Origin of the sequence: Desulfobulbus elongatus DSM 2908, from assembly GCF_000621145.1 — a bacterium.
Taxonomy (GTDB): Bacteria; Desulfobacterota; Desulfobulbia; order Desulfobulbales; family Desulfobulbaceae; genus Desulfobulbus; species Desulfobulbus elongatus.
Genome location: NZ_JHZB01000007.1, coordinates 116968 through 135833, shown reverse-complemented (window position 1 = coordinate 135833; position 18866 = coordinate 116968). Strand labels below are relative to the sequence as shown.

General features: G+C 64.5%; 14 protein-coding genes and 1 pseudogene. 12 read left to right on the top strand and 3 right to left on the bottom strand.

Features of this window, described 5'->3' with window-relative positions; genetic code table 11:
- Window positions 1-321 (top strand): annotated as a pseudogene (locus Q362_RS23480) (hypothetical protein); the annotation flags it as partial.
- Between the two features lie 1106 nt (window positions 322-1427).
- On the opposite strand, the gene Q362_RS24025 reads toward Q362_RS23480, so the two are convergent.
- Complete coding sequence (locus Q362_RS24025; protein ID WP_169737372.1) at window positions 1428-1982, bottom strand: PilZ domain-containing protein; 555 nt, start codon at window positions 1980-1982, stop codon at window positions 1428-1430.
- 588 nt (window positions 1983-2570) lie between these two features.
- Here Q362_RS24025 and Q362_RS0105900 point away from each other — a divergent pair.
- The 3 genes from Q362_RS0105900 (at window position 2571) to Q362_RS0105890 (ending at window position 6012) form a co-directional block, all read left to right on the top strand.
- Window positions 2571-4310 carry an ARMT1-like domain-containing protein gene (locus Q362_RS0105900; RefSeq protein WP_028317935.1) on the top strand — a complete coding sequence of 580 codons (1740 nt, stop codon included), beginning with the start codon at window positions 2571-2573 and terminating at the stop codon, window positions 4308-4310.
- Between the two features lie 50 nt (window positions 4311-4360).
- Window positions 4361-5440, top strand: a complete 1080-nt coding sequence (cobT, locus tag Q362_RS0105895; RefSeq protein ID WP_028317934.1) for a nicotinate-nucleotide--dimethylbenzimidazole phosphoribosyltransferase — start codon at window positions 4361-4363, stop codon at window positions 5438-5440.
- Window positions 5441-5562: 122 nt separating this feature from the next.
- The gene (locus Q362_RS0105890) at window positions 5563-6012 is read left to right on the top strand and encodes a hypothetical protein (protein ID WP_157469914.1); all 450 of its coding nucleotides are present in this window, start codon (window positions 5563-5565) and stop codon (window positions 6010-6012) included.
- Here the strand turns inward: Q362_RS0105890 and xseA are convergent.
- Entirely contained in the window at window positions 5985-7391 is a 1407-nt protein-coding gene (xseA, locus tag Q362_RS19345; RefSeq protein WP_084312349.1) for an exodeoxyribonuclease VII large subunit, read from the bottom strand. The genes Q362_RS0105890 and xseA overlap by 28 nt on opposite strands.
- A gap of 385 nt (window positions 7392-7776) precedes the next feature.
- Here xseA and Q362_RS0105880 point away from each other — a divergent pair, with 385 nt between their 5' ends.
- The 3 genes from Q362_RS0105880 (at window position 7777) to Q362_RS0105870 (ending at window position 10598) form a co-directional block, all read left to right on the top strand.
- Window positions 7777-8472, top strand: a complete 696-nt coding sequence (locus tag Q362_RS0105880) for a YfgM family protein (RefSeq protein ID WP_028317932.1) — start codon at window positions 7777-7779, stop codon at window positions 8470-8472.
- Complete coding sequence (panC, locus tag Q362_RS0105875; protein ID WP_028317931.1) at window positions 8472-9332, top strand: pantoate--beta-alanine ligase; 861 nt, start codon at window positions 8472-8474, stop codon at window positions 9330-9332. Before Q362_RS0105880 ends, panC begins: the two co-directional genes overlap by 1 nt.
- A 66-nt stretch (window positions 9333-9398) precedes the next feature.
- Window positions 9399-10598, top strand: coding sequence for a DegT/DnrJ/EryC1/StrS family aminotransferase (locus tag Q362_RS0105870; protein WP_028317930.1), 1200 nt, complete (start codon window positions 9399-9401; stop codon window positions 10596-10598).
- Window positions 10599-10637: 39 nt separating this feature from the next.
- Here Q362_RS0105870 and Q362_RS0105865 read toward each other — a convergent pair whose 3' ends face one another.
- Window positions 10638-11423, bottom strand: coding sequence for a class I SAM-dependent methyltransferase (locus Q362_RS0105865; RefSeq protein WP_051553747.1), 786 nt, complete (start codon window positions 11421-11423; stop codon window positions 10638-10640).
- A gap of 193 nt (window positions 11424-11616) precedes the next feature.
- Between Q362_RS0105865 and kdsB the strand changes: the two genes are divergently transcribed.
- Genes kdsB through Q362_RS0105840 form a run of 5 tightly spaced genes read left to right on the top strand, consistent with a single transcriptional unit; the run spans window position 11617 to window position 18859 of the window.
- On the top strand, window positions 11617-12381 hold the full coding sequence (gene kdsB, locus Q362_RS0105860; protein WP_028317928.1) for a 3-deoxy-manno-octulosonate cytidylyltransferase: 765 nt from the start codon (window positions 11617-11619) through the stop codon (window positions 12379-12381).
- A 56-nt stretch (window positions 12382-12437) separates the two neighbouring features.
- Entirely contained in the window at window positions 12438-14789 is a 2352-nt protein-coding gene (locus Q362_RS0105855) for a gluconeogenesis factor YvcK family protein (RefSeq protein WP_051553745.1), read from the top strand.
- On the top strand, window positions 14786-16540 hold the full coding sequence (locus Q362_RS19340; protein ID WP_051553743.1) for a hybrid sensor histidine kinase/response regulator: 1755 nt from the start codon (window positions 14786-14788) through the stop codon (window positions 16538-16540). Before Q362_RS0105855 ends, Q362_RS19340 begins: the two co-directional genes overlap by 4 nt.
- A complete protein-coding gene (locus tag Q362_RS0105845) occupies window positions 16537-16905 on the top strand; it encodes a response regulator (RefSeq protein ID WP_028317926.1) in 369 nt (122 codons plus the stop codon). Before Q362_RS19340 ends, Q362_RS0105845 begins: the two co-directional genes overlap by 4 nt.
- Entirely contained in the window at window positions 16898-18859 is a 1962-nt protein-coding gene (locus Q362_RS0105840; protein ID WP_028317925.1) for an ATP-binding response regulator, read from the top strand. Before Q362_RS0105845 ends, Q362_RS0105840 begins: the two co-directional genes overlap by 8 nt.
- The last annotated feature ends 7 nt before the right edge of the window (window positions 18860-18866 follow it).

Genomic DNA, 18866 nt, shown 5'->3' with positions numbered 1-18866 from the left:
TGCCGCACCGCTGAGGCGCAAACAGCACGCGCCAAACTTGTCGGGTATCTCAAGGGCAACAAGGCGCGCATTGACTACGGCAAATTACGTCGTGGCGGTTATCCGCTGGGGAGCGGAGCTATTGAGAGTGCCAACAAGTTTATCTGCCACGTGCGACTGAAACGTTCGGGGGCCTGGTGGAAGATTGACAACGCCAATAATGTGCTCAAGCTGCGCTGCGCCAAATACAATGCAAAATTCGACGATGTTTTTGAGATGCATCAGGCCGTTAACAGAAAACAGCCGCAGTATAGCGCTGTTACGCTCAAAAGGATCAAATGATGCGCATAACTGTCGGATGCTCCCGTTGAAATCCTTGTCAGAATTGTTGTAAAGGGTATCCTCGAAGGCGATTATATAATGTCCTACCGACAGACCGTTTCCGTTTGCTCCAGTTCCCATGTAAGAAACCATTTGATCCTGATCGCCGTTTTTAGAGGGATCAGAATAAAAAATCCCGTTAGAAGTACCAATGTAAAAACCAAAGGTTTGATCCATGGCGATACCGGTAACCCAATTGCCCAGATTATATGAATAGGCCATTGTTCCTGTTTGGCTGTCCCATGTGATCGCAACTTTAGAACCGCTTGTGGCACTTCCGCCCATCAACTCTTGCATATGCCCGGACTGGTCATAAATGCCAAAGGTGTTTGTTGCTGCGTTCCCGGCAATTTCAATAATCATTGATGCCCATGCACCGGAGTCCGATCCTTCTGAAACGTTCCAATAGGCATCATTAGTGATTTGATCGGCGTTCGGATCGATTGACCAGCCTTGATTTTCAAAGATAGTTTTCAGGCTACTTTCACCATTTGATTCTGTAGTATTGACAGATGCTGCCAACGCACTTCCAGCCAACAATCCAACTCCTGCCACTGCGATCAACGCGCTTTTCAATAATTGCTTTTTCATGATTTCCCTCCAACGGTGTTTGTCGAAAAGCAATGAACATTTTTTCGTTGCCAGTTTAATCCATTTTTCGTGCCAATTTTTCTGCCGCCCCTTGGCCTGTGGTGGGGCTGACATGAATAATATATTGGTATCAGCGTGTTAGTCTGACTAAACTTGGGTGATGATCGCCTTCGTTGATCGATTTTTCTCCCCTCCCTTGCCTTTGTCGTGTGACTGTGGGAACGGCTGGCCGGGAAAAAAGATCCGTTTTTCTTTTCCTTCTGCGGTATAAAACGGAAAGACTGTTTTTATTTCTATTATTTCAAGATGTTGAATCGAAAATGCTATTCCGGTATTCCGGAAAAGAACGGCGAGGAGTGGAGTGAATCAGGGCAATCTGTTCGGTGATGCGGAAAGGACAGGGAACGGAGGAGTGGGAAACGGGGAAGGGGGGGTAGGTTCAGCGACGGCCCGGTTGCGGTGCGGGCATGTTGGGATCAGGCGCCGGAATGCTCGGCAAAAGCGATCGCGGCATGAAAGAGCGGGCTGTCGGCAACGGGGGTGGACCAGACCACCCGGCCCGTGCCCCGCAGGGGGGGGCTGGCGGCGTCCCTGACCATCTCGAACCGGAGCATGGTTTCGGGCACAAGCGACTGCCGGGTGGTGAAGCGGATGCCATGGTCGCTGAGGTCCACGGTCCAGGCGTCGTCCTCGCGGATGGGGGCAGCCTGGTCCGTGCCGGCGATTTCGGAAAAACGGAAGAGATGGCGGCTGGGGATGCGCAGGGAACGCCGACGGTTGCCCGGCGGCTGTCCGGTTCGTTCGGCCTGCCAGTCCTGAACGGTCAACCGTTCGTAGTGATTGCACAGGGCGTATTGGTTGGTCAGGCAATAGGTGGTCACATGGGTTTCCACCGGCAAAAAGATGCCGTCCCTGACCAGCAGCAGGCAGGAACGGCTCTCCGGTTCCCAATAGGGGCAGACACAGTGGCCCGCCAGCTTCGGTTTCCCGGCCTTCTGGCCGTGTTTGTCGGGAAGATCGTTGTCGTGCATGGCAATACTCCTTGCAAGGAACGCACCGGATTTGCAGAAGGAATGGTTCTTGCCGGTTTCGACCGGCGGCCGCGCCTGATTGCCGGCAGTGTCCGGCACGCCTTTCCCTGCTTTGCCCGGCGTGATTCTTCCCTTTTTGTTGGTCCGCGCCACACCGTTGCCGGCTGGCCAAGCCAAGGCGCTGGGGAGGGGGCTTCTTCCTCCCGAATTTTTCTTGTCGTCATCTATGGTCGTGCCGTCGTGCCCGGCGCGGGAAATCTCGTTGGGCAAGGGGATTTCCCGTCGCTTCGCGCCCCGAAATGGCAAATCGGACCGGCTGTCAACGTGTTCCTCCCCCTCTGTTCCGCCGGCCATCATCGCTGCAACAGCATTGGACATTTTCCGATTCCGCAGGTATATACAGACACCGTGCCGCCCGGCGCAGCCCGAGAGGATGGCTCGCGGCAGGCCCGAAGCCGCTTGCCCGGTCATTGCGGGCGCGGCGGCGATCCCGGCAAGGGGGGCGCCTGCCCGTGGCCGCGTGCATCGCGGGACGCGGCCGCCGGGTTGTGTCGCGCGATGCCGTCAGATCCGAGGAGAGAAACGACCGTGAGTGAGATTGTCCGTTACGTCAAGGGCCAGGACCCGGACCGGGATGCCTGGCTGACCAATTTTTTCACCGAGAACCATCTGGCCTACGAGACCTTCCCCGGCGAAGTCGCCTCGCCGGAACAGCTCAAGTTCATCGTCCACCTCGAGAACGAGGAGATCTACTACCCCTGTTCGGACGAACTCTTCCAGGCCATCATCGAGAAGCGGGCGGACACGGTGCTGACCTCGGCCTACATCGGCATCTGGACCCGGCTGGAAAAGCTGGTGCGCGAGGTGATCGCCGACCCGTACAAGCAGCACTACCTGCTGAGCCTCCTGACCATCAAGTACAACCACGAAACCATGCACAAGATCCAGTTGCCGGGGCGGATCGAAAAACGGCTTCTGGGCATCTTCACCACCATCAGCGAGATCAGCCGGCCGCTGGCGGTCGAGCGGGAACTGGAAAACAAGCGGGTGGCCGCCTTCCTCCGTTCGGAAGCCTTCGAACGGGCCTTCAACTCGCCGGAAGGCCTGGAGATCACCGGCGACACCACCCTGACCGACATCGACCTGCAACTGCACCTGCTGCGCCTGCGCCGCCTGCTCCAGCTCAGTTCGATGCGGCCCATCTGGCGGCAGGAGCAGCCGCCGGACATCGGTACCATCCGCCGGGCGATGAACAGGCCGCTGGTGACCCCGGAATGGCAATGGCTCTGCAACTGGCTGCGGGACGTGATCGCCGGCCGGCGCCAGCCCTGCATTCTCTGGGTGGGCGGCCGTTCCGGCGAGATCGTCTTCGACCTGGCCATCCTTCGCATGTTCATGAAGATCGGCATCAAGGTGATCCTGGCGGTCAAGCAGGATTTCTACTACCACCGGGTCTCCTTCGTCGACCTGCTCGAAGACCCGACCCTGGACGAGCTGATCGAGGACGCCCACATCATCGGCGATCCCAAGATCTCCAAGAACGAGCTGCTCCGCCACCTCGATTCCGACAACCGGTTCCTGATCATCTCCGACGGCACCCGCGAGCCCTTCAACCCGCTGCTCACCTCGGTCACCTATGCCCGGGCGTTCAAGGAGGCCGATCTGGTGATCTACCGCAATCCGGGCGGCCGCGAGAACATCTCCAACCATTTCCAGTTCACCCGCGACATCGTTTCCATCATTCCCGGCGACGACGGCGAGGTCGACATCCTGCTCAAGCGCCACCATCCCAAGGCGGTCCGCTTCTCCCGCGCCGAACTGCGGCGCATGGCCCAGACCCTGATCGACACGGTCGAGGAGGAAAAGACGCGCGGCAAGAAGATCATGTTCTATTCGGCCATCGTCGGCTCGATCCCCGGCCAGCTCACCACCGCCAAGGAGATCCTCGGCGTTTTCGTCGAATATCTGCGCTCCTCGCTCCACGACGTGGTGATCATCAATCCGGGCGAGCATTTCATCGAGGGCATGGACGCCGACGACATCATGTACATGTGGGAGATCTTCCAGCGGTCGGGCAACATCGACATCTGGCGCTTCCAGAGCGTCGACGACATCGTCAAGTCCTTCGAGCTGATGGGCAGGAAGGTGCCGCCGGAGTGGACCGGCAAGGACGCCACCTATTCCACCGGCTGCACCAAGGAAATGGAGATCGCCATCCAGATCCAGAAACAGTATCCGGAGATGCAGTTGATCGGCCCGCCCTACGAGAAGTTCCAGCGCCGCAAGGAATACGGCGTGGGCAAGCTCTACGACCGCACCCTGGCGTAGGCCGGGGCCACCAACAACGGATCGAGATATTTTTTCAACGGGAAGCAGGCATGGCGGACAAGACCGGACTCAGTTTTCTCGACGCGACCTTCCGCGCCATCTATCCCCAGGATTATGCCTGCCGTCAGCAGGCCGAGGAGCGCCTGAACCAACTGACCATGCCCCAGTGGGCCCTGGGCGACCTGATGGATCTGGCCGTCGATCTGGCGGGCATGACCCGGTCGCTCGCGCCGCCGGTCTCCCGGAAGAAGGTGGTGGTCATGGTGGGCGACCACGGCGTGGCCGCCGAGGGCGTCTCGCAGTATCCGGCCGAGGTCACCGCCCAGATGGTGCGCAACTTCGTGCGCGGCGGCGCCGGAATCAATGCCCTGGCGCGGCGCGCCGGGGCCGGGGTGTGCGTGGTCGACGTCGGCGCCCGGGACGATTTTCCCGATCTGGTGCGGGCGGGTGCGATCGTGGCCAGGAAAATAGGCCGGGGCACGGCCAACATCGCAAAGGGGCCGGCCATGAGCCGGACCCATGCGGTCATGGCGGTGGAGGCCGGGATCGAGGTCGCCAACAGCCTGGCCGCGACCACCGACGTGTTCGGCACCGGCGAGATGGGGATCGGCAACACCACGCCCAGCACCGCCATTGCCGCGGTGTTCACCGGCAGGAAGGCGGCCGAACTCACCGGCCGGGGCACCGGTATCGACGACGAACGGCTGCGCCACAAAGTCGCGGTGATCGAGCGGGCCCTGGCGGTCAACGCGCCCGACGCCAAGGACGGCCTCGACGTGCTGGCCAAGGTGGGCGGTTTCGAGATCGGGGCCATTGCCGGTCTGGTCATCGGCGCGGCGGCCCAACGCAAGCCGGTGATCGTCGACGGCCTGATCGCCGCCGCCGGCGCGATGATCGCCGTCTCCCTGGAACCCTTTGTCCGCGATTACCTCATCTGCGCCCACCGGAGCGTCGAACCCGGCCATGGCGCGCTGCTTGCACGCCTGCAACGGAAGCCGCTGCTCGATCTCAACCTCCGGCTGGGCGAGGGCACCGGCGCGACCCTGGCCATGCATCTGGTGGACGCGGCGGTGGCCATCCTCACCGAGGTGGCCACCTTTGCCGAGGCCGGCGTCAGCGGGGCCGCCTGATCGACAGGAATGAACGGCGGTACAAAAAATTGTATTTTCAGGAAGAACGATTCTTGACGACCATGGCCGGGAGTGTTAGATTGTGGCCGTGGCCAATGGACCCCAAAGACTGGAGAGGAGCCGTGAAAAGCGCAATTGCGGCCATAACGTTGTCCGTTGCCGTGTTCACCGGCAACGCCACGCCGGTGGCGGCCGGGGAGGCCCAGGCGGCGATGGTGGGGCAGACGGTCGGGTATCGATATGAAATACCGGCCTCGCTGAACGCGGACGAGCGGAAATGGTTCAAGATCTTTCAGGAGGGGAATCTCCTCTCCGAAGGGTGGCAGTCCATTTCCGCCGAACTCCTCGCCAAAACCCCGCCGGAGCAGCGGCCGGCCCAGAAGGTGGCCCTGGACAACCTGGGCAGGAAGATCGGCATGGAATGGTGCCGCGCCAATGCGGTCCGCAAGGTCGATTCCGCCATGCTGTCGACCTGGGGCGACATCCTCCGCACCACCGCCCGCACCAATCCCCAGCAGCTCGCCAAGGCCATCGCCTTCATCGATCAGAAAGTCGACGCCGCGCTCGACTGATCGCCGCTTTTTTCCCCTTGTTCTTTCCCTTCCCCCTGTTCCGTTCCCTCTTCGCTCCGTTCCACCCTGCACACCAGTCGCCCCTGGCGGAGCATGACGTCCACCTCGGCTCCCGGCCGCACCTGGGCCGCCTCGGTCACCAGCCGCGGTTTTTTCCCTGACGTCCGCACGATGGCATAGCCCCGCGCCAGGGTTGCCAGCGGACTGACGGCCTGGAGAACCCCCACCACCCGCCCGAATTGTTCCTCCCTGGCACGGATCAGGGAAGCGATGGCCTGCGCCAGCCTGAGGCCGAACCCATGCACCTGCTGCCCGCGGACGGCGAGAAGGCGGCCGGGATGGTGGTGCGCCAGGCGAAGGACGCTCCGGTCCAGCCGGTGCCCCTGTTCGGCCAGGATCGCGCTCAGGCCGCGTTCCAGGCGCAGGCTGAGATGGTCGAGCCGGAGCAGGAGCCGGTCCAGGGGATAGGGCATGGTGGCAAGCCGCTGGCGGGCGAGCAGCAGGCGCTGTTCGCTCCGGTCCATCTGATGGCGCAGGCTGCGGCGCATCCTGGCGTGGAACTGGGCTGTCCCGGCGCGCAGGGCCTCGCCGTCCGGCACCAGCAGTTCCGCCGCCCCGCTGGGGGTGGGGGCACGGAAGTCGGCGGCGAAATCGGCGATGGTGAAATCGGTTTCGTGGCCGACGGCACTGACCACGGGCACGGTGGAGGCGCGAATGGCCCTGGCCAGATCCTCGTCGTTGAAGGCCCACAGATCCTCGACCGAGCCGCCGCCCCGGCAGAGGACGATCAGGTCGGTGGCGAGGCGGGTATTGACGGTCTCGATGGCCCGGATCATCTCGGCCGCGGCCCGGTCCCCCTGCACAACCGTCGGGTAGACCGCGATCCGGATCGGTGGAAAGCGCCGGGTGGCGATGCGGATGAAGTCGTGGACCGCCGCGCCCCGGGGCGCGGTGATCAGGGTGATGTGGGCCGGGACGGACGGCAGGGGCCGTTTGCGATGTTCGTCGAACACCCCTTCGGCGGCCAGCCGCCGCTTGAGCGCCTCGAAGGCCTGGTACAGCGCACCGGCGCCCTGCAATTCGACGGTGTCGACAATCAGTTGATAGTCGCCCCTCGGCTCGTACACCGAGATCCGGCCCCGGCAGACCACATGGGCGCCGTCCTTGGGCATCTGCGCCAGATAGCGCTGCTGCATCTTGAACAGCACCGCCCTGACCTGGGCGCCGGCATCCTTGAGGGTGAAGTAGAGATGGCCGGACGCGGGCCGGTGCAGATTGGAGATTTCGCCGGCAACGCTGACAAAGGGAAAGCGCCCTTCCAGGAGGGTGCGGATGGCGCCGGTCAGTTCGGAGACGGTGAGGACGCGGCGGTCATCCATGGGGAAGCCGGAAGAAAGCGGCAGCGGATGCGGGCGCGCGGTGGCCCGCCGGCCGCTGAAGGGAACGGGGCGGTGTCGCCATGGGCAGAATCTCGAAAAAAGCCGCGCAACCGGACTCGGGGGCCGCGGCGGTCCTGGTTTTTACCAAAGGGTCCCCTTTGCCTGATGCTTTTTTTTCCCGCCGGGGTATAATCGGGCACGCTGTGCGCCGGACGAGACGTCATTCTCTTGTACCGTCATGCCCGGCTCCGCGCAACGGGTATTTTCCCGGCGCGGCACGGGTGCGGAGTGGCGCGGCATGCCGGCGCCAGGCCGCTTTTTTCCTCCTCGCGGCCGCAGGGCGGACAAGAATCACATCAACACACCATCAGGGAGCTCGCGCCGCATGGCGGATCAGAATTCCATCGACCGGGAGGCCATCAAACTCCAGCCCTTCACCCCGTCGGGGCTGCTGGAGCAGTTCAATCTGCCCCATAAAACCATTCAGTTTCTCCGGCGGCATCAGCATCTCATCTGGCTGGCCGTGGCGGCGGTGCTGGTCCTGATCCTTGCCGTTGCCGGGATGTCCACCTGGCGCGGATACCAGGAGGAAAAGGCGGCCTCGGCCCTGGACATCGCCCTCGCCGCCAAAGAGGACAAACGGCACCTGTTGGAGGCGGTGATCCAGGACTACGGATCGACGGTCTCCGGGCTCTGGGCGCGGATCGAACTGGCGTTCCTCGAAGAAAAAGAGGGGCAGCGGCCGCAGGCCATGGACCGGCTGGCGGCAATCAACGCCAAGCTGGCCGCCGGCGCGCCGCTCAAGCCGCTGGTGCTGACCAAGCTGGCGGGCCTCTACGAGAACGAGCGGCAGTTCGACAAGGCCGTGGCGCTCAACACCGAACTGGCGGCCCTGGGCGACAGTTTCGCCCCGGCGGCCTATCGGGCCCTGGGGCGGTTGAACGAGCAGTTGGGCAAGAAGGCGGAAGCGGTGGCCATGTACGAAAAATACCTGGAACTCACCGTTGTCCAGCCGGGACAGGCCATGGCCGATCCGGTGCGGGACATGGTGCAATCGCGACTCAACCAGTTGAAAAAGTAATGGACATTCTTCGCATACCGGAAGAGATGCGGGCCTGGTCGCGGGCCAGGGCGCGCGGGGGCAAAACCGTCGGCCTGGTGCCCACCATGGGCTATTTCCACGAGGGCCATCTCAGCCTGATGCGGCGGGCGGCCGAGCTATGCGATGCCGTGGTGGTCAGCCTGTTCGTCAATCCCACCCAGTTCGGCCCCAACGAGGACCTGGACCGCTATCCCCGCGATTTCGAGCGCGATATGGACCTGCTTCGGAAGGAGCCGGTCACCGCGGTCTTCGCCCCAACCCCGGAGCTGATGTATCCCGCCGGGTTCCAGACCGAGGTGCGGGTGCAGCAGCTGGCCACCCATCTCTGCGGCAAGAGCCGGCCGGTCCATTTCGCCGGGGTGGCCACGGTGGTGACCAAGCTGTTCAACATCGTCCTGCCCGAGGTGGCCGTGTTCGGCGAGAAGGATTTCCAGCAGCTGGCGATCATCCGCCGGCTGGTGGCCGATCTCGACATTCCGGTGCGGATCGTCGGCCATCCGATTGTCCGCGAGGCGGACGGCCTGGCCATGAGTTCCCGCAACGCCAATCTCGACCCGGCCAACCGGGCGGCGGCGCTCAGCCTGTCCACCGCCCTGCAGCTGGCCCGCACCGAGGCGGCACGGGGTGTGCGGGCCACCGCCGAATTGGGGCGGCTTCTGGAGCGCCACATTCACTCCTTTGCCGGCACGGCCATCGACTATGTCAGCTTTGTCGACTGCGACAGCCTGGAGGCGATGGCAACGGTCGACGAACGCACGGTCCTGGCCCTGGCGGTGCATGTCGAGGGCAGGGCCGGCAAGGTGCGCCTGATCGACAACGGCTTTGTCCTGCCGCGATAGCGGCCGGAAAGTGCGGCCGGGGTCGCTGCCCCGGTTTTCCCTATACGAAAGAAAAAGAGGTTGATTGTGCCTGGTTTCGAGATTTTCGGCGCCGAGGAAAAAGCGCAGGTGATGGAGGTTCTGGAGAGCGGCGTGCTCTTTCGCTACGAGTTCGCGGCCCAGCGCAAGGGGGTGTGGAAGGTGCTCGAATTCGAGCGGGCCTTTGCCGCCTACACCGGTGCGGCCCATGCCCAGGCGGTCACGTCGGGCACGGCCGCCCTCAAGGTCGCCCTGGCGGCGCTCGGCGTGGGCGAGGGCGACGAGGTCATCACCCAGGGCTTCACCTTCGTCGCCACCTGGGAGGCGATCCTCGACTGTGGCGCGGTGCCGGTGTTCGCCGAGGTCGATCTGACCCTGAACATGGACCCCGCCGACCTGGAAAAGAAGATCACCCCGAGGACCAAAGCCATCATTCCGGTGCACATGATGGGTGCCCAGGCGCGCATCGAGGCGATCAAGGCCATCGCTGACCGGCACGGGATTCCGGTGATCGAGGACACGGCCCAGGCCGCCGGCGGCCGCCTGCACGGCCGCCATCTCGGCACCTTCGGCGCGGTCGGCACCTTTTCCTTCGACGCGGTCAAGACCATGACCACCGGCGAGGGCGGCATGTGCATCACCAGCGACGAAACCCTGTGGCGGCGCATGTCCGAGTACCAGGACCACGGCCACGACCATCTCCCCAATCCCGGCGGCCGGGGCGGCGAGAGCCGTTCCTTTGTCGGGTTCAACTTTCGGATGATGGAGATCCAGGGCGCCATCGGCCTGGCCCAGTTGGCCAAGCTGGACGGCATCGTCGCGGCGCAGCAAAAGAACAAGGCCTTTTTCCGAGAGGCGGTGAGCGTGCTGCCCGGCGTCCAATTCCGCGAGATCCTCGACGAGGCCGGCGATTCGGCCACCTTCCTCACCTTCTTCCTGCCGGATGCGGCCCGAACCACTGCGGTGAACCGGGTGCTGCGCGAGGCGGGCGCGGGCGCGGTGCGCTGGAGCGAGAACGGCTGGCATTACTACCCCAACTGGGAGCACCTGCTGGAGGGCAAGACCTACTGCCACGGCGGCTGGCCCTTCAGTGTGGGCGGCAAGCGACGGGTGGTGTACGATCCGCAGGCGCTGCCGGCCTCGGCGGCGATCATGGAGCGGGCCCTGACCTACCAGGTGCCGATCCTGCTGCCGGACGAGCAGAAAACGAAGATCGCTGCGGCGCTGAAAAAAGCCGCCGCCGTCTGAATTCTTTCCTCATCTGTCCGGTTGGCGCGGCAGGTTGCGTCAACCGGATACCTCTTTTTTCCCCTTCCCCGCGTAAACATCGAAGCGGACGGCCTTGCCCCTGCGGGTGGAGCCGGGCGGCACGGCCGCAAGCGGCGGCGCCTTGAGCGGCCGCTTGACCACCACCTTTTTCGCTGCCACGGCCAGGGCGACCCGCAGCAGGTCGGCATCATCGCAATTCTTCTGATCGAGCAGCTGCAACAGCCGCAGTTCCTGCCTGACCAGGGCGGACTTGGTCCGTTCCGGAAACATGGGATCGAGATAGACCACCTCCGGCAATTCGACAAGCGCGGGCAACTGCTCGCGGGCATCGCCCACAATCAGGTCGATGCGGGCGGCAATCGCCGCCAGACCGGCAATGCAGCGGGCCCGTGCCAGACCGTCGGCCAGCAGGGCGGCCACCACCGGATTGGCCTCGATCATCCGCACCCGGTAGCCGGCGGCGGCGAGCAGAAAGCCATCGCGGCCAAGACCGGCGGTGGCATCGACCACCAGCGGCTGGCCGCCGCCCCGCACCCTGGCCGCCTGGACCAGCAGTTCCCGACCGGGATGCAGCAGCCGGCGGCGGAAATCCCGCGCGGTGAATTCGGCGCGCAGGCTGCCCGGCAGCAGGGGATCGCCCGGCTTGGCCAACTCCAGCCCCTCCGGCATGAACCGGAGCAGAAGCACGGCTCCTTCCGGTTCCTCGATCAAAGGGATGCCGAGCGTGTCGGCCAGGTGCTTGAGTTCGGTGCCGGTGCGGTGCGGACCGGCGAGCAGGGCGAGGGGGAAAGGGGGGGCGGTCAAGGGGGCGGCCTGGATAAGGTGATGGATTTGTTTGCCGATTGCCTTTTGTGTGGCCGCACTGTATCATGGACGCGCTACGAAAAGCAAACCAATGCGGCATGTTCCCGCACCCTGGCCGGGGTGGGACCGGCCGCGCCAACGCTCGTACCGCCCGCGATGGGCCGCATCTTCCCCCTCAGCCGCAGAAGAGCCGATGAACACCGTTGATCCCAAAGTCATTGCCATTATCCCGGCACGTTACCAGTCGAACCGTTTCGAGGGCAAACCGCTGGCCCTGATCCAGGGCAAACCCATGATCCAGCACGTGGTCGAGCGGGCCTGGCGGGTTCCCCTGCTGTCCCAGGTGGTGGTGGCCACCGACGACGAGCGGATCGCCGAGGCGGTGGCGGGGTTCGGCGGCACCTTCGTGATGACCCGGCGCGACCACGCCACCGGCACCGACCGGCTGGCCGAGGCGGCCCAGCTCATCGGCATCGAGGATCAGGACGTGATCGTCAATATCCAGGGCGATCAGCCGCTGTTTCCCCCGGCCATCGTCGAACAGGTGGCCGGGCCGCTGATTGCCGATCCCTCCCTGCCGATGGCCACCCTGATCTACAAGATCGTCCGGCCGGAGGAGATCACCGATCCCAACCATGTCAAGACCGTATTCGACTGCCACGGCAACGCGCTCTACTTCTCGCGTTCGCCGATTCCCTTCCAGCGCGATCCCGGCGAGGCGCGGCGGCCGACCTATTACAAACACCTGGGCTTCTACGCGTACCGCAAGGGATTCTTGCTCACCTTTGTCGGTCTGCCCGAGGGGCAGTGGGAGCGGTTCGAAAAGCTGGAACAGTTGCGCGCCCTGGAGTTCGGTTACACCATCCGGGTGGTGCTGACCGATCACGATTCGGCGGAGGTCGACACGCCTGCGGACCTGCGCAGGGTGGAGCAGCTGCTGCTGGCGCAAGCGGCGTAAGCCGCCCGGAGCCGGGGCCTGTCTCCCTTTTTGTCCTTTCCCTGGAGCGAGCGGTTATGGCCGGGCAGCAACAATTCAAGAGCCACCTGCACTTCCTGACCTCGGAAGGGTTCTCCGTCCTCGATGTCCTGCCGGAAACCACCCTGGAGGAAAAGGTCACCTCCATCGTCCTCGACAGCACCGCCGGCGGGTTGCCGCCGGTCGTCACCTCGCTTTTTGCCAAGTTGCGGCAGCAGATCGACGATCTCGACACCAGCGCGGTCAGGGTGGTGGTGTTTGGCGGCGGCACCGGCTTGTCCACCATTGTCGGCGGCGATTCCCGCCGGCTGGAGTGGGCGCGGCATCCCTTCAGCGGCCTGAAGGAGGTGTTTCCCCGGGTCAGCTCGGTGGTCTGCGTCACCGACGACGGCGGCTCCACCGGCGAATTGTTGAAGGATCTGCCGCTGATCGCCCTGGGCGACATCCGCCACGTGCTCATCTCCTCGATCCGCCGGGAGGATCTCGTCCGGGTCCATAATCTGGACCGGACCGGTGCCCGGCGCTGCGCCGCCGCCCTGCACGCGGTGTTCAATTACCGTTTCATCTCGCCGCCGGCCTCGGCGGACGCGTTGCTCCGCGACACCGGCGCGGTGCTGGCCGACCTGCCCGCGCCGATCCTGGCCTGCCTCACGGAGCTGACCGGCCTGCTCGCGAGCGACCCGCGGCTCAGTCCGACTTTGCAGCGGCCCCAATGCCTGGGCAATCTTCTGCTGGCCGCCGCCATCTACCGGCAACTGGACCCGGCGCTGACGCCCACCGACCTGCTCGCTTCGCACCAGGTGGTCCGGACGGCGACGATCCGCGGCCTGGGCGAACTCTCGGCCTGCCTGGGGGTGCGGCCGCAGGCGGTGCTGCCCTGCACCACCACCTTGTCCCAGTTGCAGATGCTCTACGGCAACGGCGTGCTGGTCACCAGCGAATACAAGTCGGGCAAGGCCCGGCGCGGCTATCCGGTCGACCGGGTGCTGGTCGAATTCAGCCGCGCGCCCTTCCTCCAGCCGGAGGTGGTCCAGCTGGTGCAGCAGGCGGACATCATCCTGTTCGCGCCCGGCAGTCTCTACACCTCGATCATTCCCATCCTCCAGGTTCCCGGCCTGGCCGGGGCCATCCGCACCAACACCGCCGCCCTCAAGGTCCTGGTCGCCAATATCTGGGTGCAGAAGGGGGAGACCGACGCCACCCGCGACGCCCCGGACCGGAAATTTTACGTCTCCGACCTCATCCGCGCCTACCACCGCAATATCCCCGGCGGGGTGGACGGACTCTTTTCCCATGTGGTCGCCCTGGACATGAGCGACATCCCCGGTTCGATCCTCCAACGGTACGCCCTGGAGGACAAGGAGCCGATCTACATCGACCGCAATCGGGTGCGGGCCCTGGGATTCGGTTCGGTGGAGGCCCGAATCTTCAACAACGATCTGCTGCGGCAGCGAGGCGCCATCCAGCACGATCCCGATGCCCTGGCCCGGGCGGTTAAGGGCCTGTGGGCATTGCAGCAGGCCGGCTGCCTGACGCAACCGGACCGCAAGGAAACGCTGCCGGCGGCCGATTTCGCCACGCCGGCCGACGACCGGCCCACGCCGGCCCCCTGCCTGCGCTACGAGAAAATCCGCTCGTTGCTGCACTCCCTCAGCACCGAGCTGGTGGTCGCCGGCTCGCTGAGCGTGGTCAGGACGACGGAGATGGAACGGAAATGGCTCCTGGACCGGCTGGTGGAAATCATCTTCCGGCATCCCGACATCCCGGTGGAGCACCTCCGGTACAGCCGCGGCATCACCCTGGTGGAGGCGGAATCGTGGAAGCGCTGCCAGGAGTGGGACAACATTTACTCCTTTTACGATCCCCACGACCAGCGCATCAAGATCCGCCAGGATCAGGTGGGCAATCTCAGCCGGTTCGAGATGGTTTTCCTGGTGGCCCTGGGCCAGTCGCTTCTGGGTAATTACGCCCAGGAAAAGCGGATGGAGGCGCTGGTCTGCGGCACCGACGTGGTGGGCCGGACCTATCGGCTGCGGGTCAGGGACAGGGAGCAGTTGGCGAGTTTTCTCCTGCCCGACGACATCGACACCTACCTGCGGCTGTCGCGGATGCACCGGTTGCGGCCGGAGGAGCAGGTCTACACCAGGGTGATCAATCCCGGCGAGGGCTTCACGCCCCCCGGTCTTTTTTTCGGCCTCTTCTACGCCTGGTACCTGGACAATCGTTTCGCGACCAACATAGAATACAAGATGTCCATCATGCGCACCACCATCTCCGATCTGATCCCCGAGCAGGTACGGATCGTCGACCGGCGGCGCCGGACCATCGATTTTTTCCGGGAGCGGATTTTCCGGCAGCGCTCCCCCTCCTTTTCCGGAGCGGTCGGGTGAACAGTTCTCTTCTCCTCGCGATCTGCTGCCTGCTGGCGGTCTACGCCGTCTTCTCGATCCTCTACTACGCGCTGCGGCTGCGGCCCGGACGCGGGCGGCCCGCCGCAACCGCGCCGGTTCCATCCCCGCCCGCAGACCGCCCGTCCGCAGCGGCCCCGTGCCCCAAGGCCGGCCCGGCAATGAACCCGGTGCTGCAACGGGCCGTGGACGAATGGCAGTACACCTTCGACGCCATCGCCGACCCGGTGCTCATCCTCGACAATGACCTGCGGATCGTCAAGGGCAACCGGGCCGCCGTCGGGCTGCTTGCGGTCAACGGTTCGACCATCGAGGGACAGCACTGCCACCGGCTCTTTGCCGGCGGCGACCAGATCTGTCCGGGCTGCCCCGTCCAGACGGTTCTCCTTGAGAAAAAACCCCGGTACCAGGAAATGACCCACCGATATCTGGGGCGGACCTTCTCGGTGAGCTGTTCGCCCCTGTTCGATGCCGAACGCATTGTCGGCTATGTCTATTCCACCAAGGATATCAGCCACCAGCGCAACCTGGAAAAGCGCCTGATCCACGCCCACAAGCTGGAATCCATCGCCACCCTGGCCGGCGGCATCGCCCATGATTTCAACAACATCCTCGGCGCGATCCTCGGCAACGCCGACCTGCTGCTCTATCGTCTCCGCGCCGGCGGGGGCAGGGAGCCGGCGCCGTCCGGATCGCCGTTGACCCTGGCCGAGATCACCGAGCACCTCCAGGCGATCAAGCGCGCCGGCGTCAGGGCCAAGGAACTGGTGGGGCAGATCCTCGCCTTCAGCCGGCAGTCGACCAACCAGCGGCGCCAGCTGCTGATCGCCCCGGTGGTCAAGGAGTCCTGCCGGCTGCTGCGTTCCACCCTGCCCGCGACCATCGAGCTGAAGGTCGCCGTGCCCGAGGGCATCGGCATGATCCATGCCGATCCCGGCCAGATCCAGCAGGTGGTGATGCATCTGTGCACCAACGCGGCCCAGTCGCTGGCACACGAAACCGGTGTGATCGAAGTATCGCTGCGCGAGATTGAAACCGGCAAGGCGGAGCAGCTCCGCTACCACGATCTCGCTCCGGGGCGCTATGTGGTGCTGACCATTGCCGACACCGGCCAGGGCATGTCGCCGGAAACGCTCGAACGCATTTTCGATCCCTTTTTCACCACCAGGGAGGTGGGACAGGGGTCCGGCATGGGGCTGTCGGTGCTGCACGGCATCATCGTGGCCCACGACGGGGTGATCGATGTCACCTCCACCGAGGGCGAGGGCACGGTCTTCACCGTGTTCTTCCCGCGCGTCCCCGATGCCGAGGGGGGCGAGGACAACCCGGAAAACGGCATGCCCCACGGCACCGGCACCATCCTGTTCGTCGACGACGAGGAAGACATCGTGACCGTCCGCACCCGCATGCTTTCCCACCTGGGCTACCGGGTGCTGCCGGCGACCAGCCCCGAACAGGCGCTGAGCGTGCTCGCCGGGAACGGGGAACGGATCGATCTGCTGATAACCGACCACACCATGCCGAGGATGACCGGCCTGCAGTTGGCCGCCCAGGCCCATGCGCTCCGGCCGGACCTGCCCGTCATCCTCTGTTCGGGCTATAGCGAGGCGTTGACCATGGAAGAAGCCCAGCGGTACGGGGTCCGCCGGTTTCTGGCCAAGCCGGTGGACATGCGGCTGCTGGCGCTTGCCGTCCGGGAGATTCTGCCCAATCGGAACGGGGGGGACACATGAGAATTTTGGTTATTGACGACGACGACCAGATGCGGACCCTGCTGCGGCAGGTGATGGAATGGGCCGGCCACGAGGTGATCGAGGCGGGCAACGGCCGGGAGGGCATGCAGAAATACCGTAAACGGCCGGCCGACCTGGTGATCACCGATCTGATCATGCCCGAACAGGAGGGCCTGGAAACCATCAGCTCACTCAAGAAGGAATATCCCCGTCTCAAGATCATCGCCATTTCCGGGGGCGGCCGCATCGGCCCGGAGGCGTACCTGCCGGCGGCCCAGGAACTGGGTGCGGACAGGGTGTTCAGCAAGCCGTTCGACGTCCGCGAACTCGCCGAGGCGGTGCAGGAGTTGCTCAACCATGGATAACATTCACGCGCTCGTTGTCGACAACAGCCCGATCATCCGCCGGATCCTCGAATATGTCCTCGTGGCCGAGGGGTGCTCCGTGCAGTTGGCCGAGAACGGGCTGGAAGCCCTGGACCGCATGGCCCAGCGGCGCCCCGACATCGTCTTCACCGATCTGATCATGCCCAAGATCGACGGTGAAAAACTGAGCTACATCATCCGCAACACCCCGGAACTCAGGGAAGTCTTCCTGGTGGTCCTGTCCGGCGTCGCCCTGGAGGACAACGAAGTCATCAAGCGGATCGAGGCCGACGTCTGCATCGCCAAGGGGCCGGCCGCCGCCATGAGGGCGCACGTCAAGGATGCCCTGGAGCGGTTCCGCACCAACCAGCGGGACGGCACCGGGACCATCCACGGTCTGGAGGGGCTTTATCCGCGCGAGGTCACCAGCGAGCTGTTGCTCAGCAAAAAGCACCGCGAGGTGATCCTGGCCCGGATGGCCGAAGGCGTGGTCGAACTCAACCACGAGGGCCGGATCGTCATGGTCAACGATGCCGCCATCGCCCTGCTCGACCGGCCCGAGGCCCGGGTTCTGGGCAGCCATCTCGCCCATCTGGTGTCGCAGGCGGACGGCGGCCGGATCGCAACCTGGATGCAGCGGCTGGGCGGGCGGACCGGGTTCGAGCCCTTGGTTTTCTCCTATGACGACCCGATCCGCATAGGCGAGCGGCAGGTGACCTGCAACCTGGTGCCGGTTCCGGAAAAGACGACCTTTTTCGTCATCGGCATCCTTCAGGACGTCACCCGGCGGAAGATGCTGGAACAGCGCCAGCGCCAGTTGGAAAAGGAGTTGCAGCGGGTCCGCAGGCTGGAGGCCATGTCGCTGATGGCCAGCGGGATCTCGCATGATTTCAATAACCTGATGACCATCATCAGCGGCAATATCGAGATGGCCCGCTACGTCAGCCAGGACGGGAACGTCAACCAGATGCTGGGCGAGGCGGGCAGGGCGGTCAACCTGACCACGCAGTTGATCCGCCAGTTCACCACCTTTTCCGACAACTACCTGCCCCGGAAATCGGAGGTGCGGTTGTGCGCTCTCATCGGCGAGGTCCTGGAGCGGGAACTGCCGCCCACCGGCATCGACTTCCATGTGGCCTGCTGCGACAATGACGTGGCGATCTCCGTCGATCCCGCCCTGGTCAGCCAGGTCTTCAACAACCTGACCAGCAACGCCGTCGCCGCCATGGGGGGCGCCGGCCGGATCGAGGTGAGCGTCGACCGGGTCGACGGCGACGGCGAGGCGGCGCAAACCGGCCAGCCCTTGCCGGCGGGCGAACTGGTGCGGATCGTGTTCAGCGATTCCGGGCCGGGGATTGCCCCGGACTTGCTCGACCAGGTCTTCGACCCCTATTTCTCGACCAAGCAGAAGGGCGCCCAGAAGGGGATGGGGCTGGGGCTGACCATTGTCCATGCCATTGTCAAGAAGCACGGCGGCACGGTCTGGATCGAGACGCCTCCGGGCGGCGGCTGCGCGGTCAGGCTGTATCTGCCGTCCCAGACGGCGGCGGCCGCTTCCCGGCATCGCGCCCGGACCGGGGACGGACGGCGGGTTCTGGTCATGGACGACGAGGAGATCATGCGGCTGATCAACAAAAAGATGTTCGAGCATTTCGGCTGCGCGGTCACGCTGGCCAGCAGCGGCGAAGAGGCGATCGACCTGTACCGGCGGCGGCTCGCCGAGGGCGGACGGTTCGACCTAGCCCTGCTCGACCTGCGGGTGGACCGCGGCATGGGCGGGCTGGAAGCCGCCCGCGCGATCATGGCGCTGGACCCGGAGGCCGCGTTGGTGGCCATCAGCGGCGACGGCACCAGCGAGGTCATGCTCCGGTACGGCGAGCACCATTTCGTCGCCGCCCTGGCCAAGCCGTTTTCCATCGACGCGGTCGAGGAACTGGTCGATCGTTTTCTTTGAGTCGGGG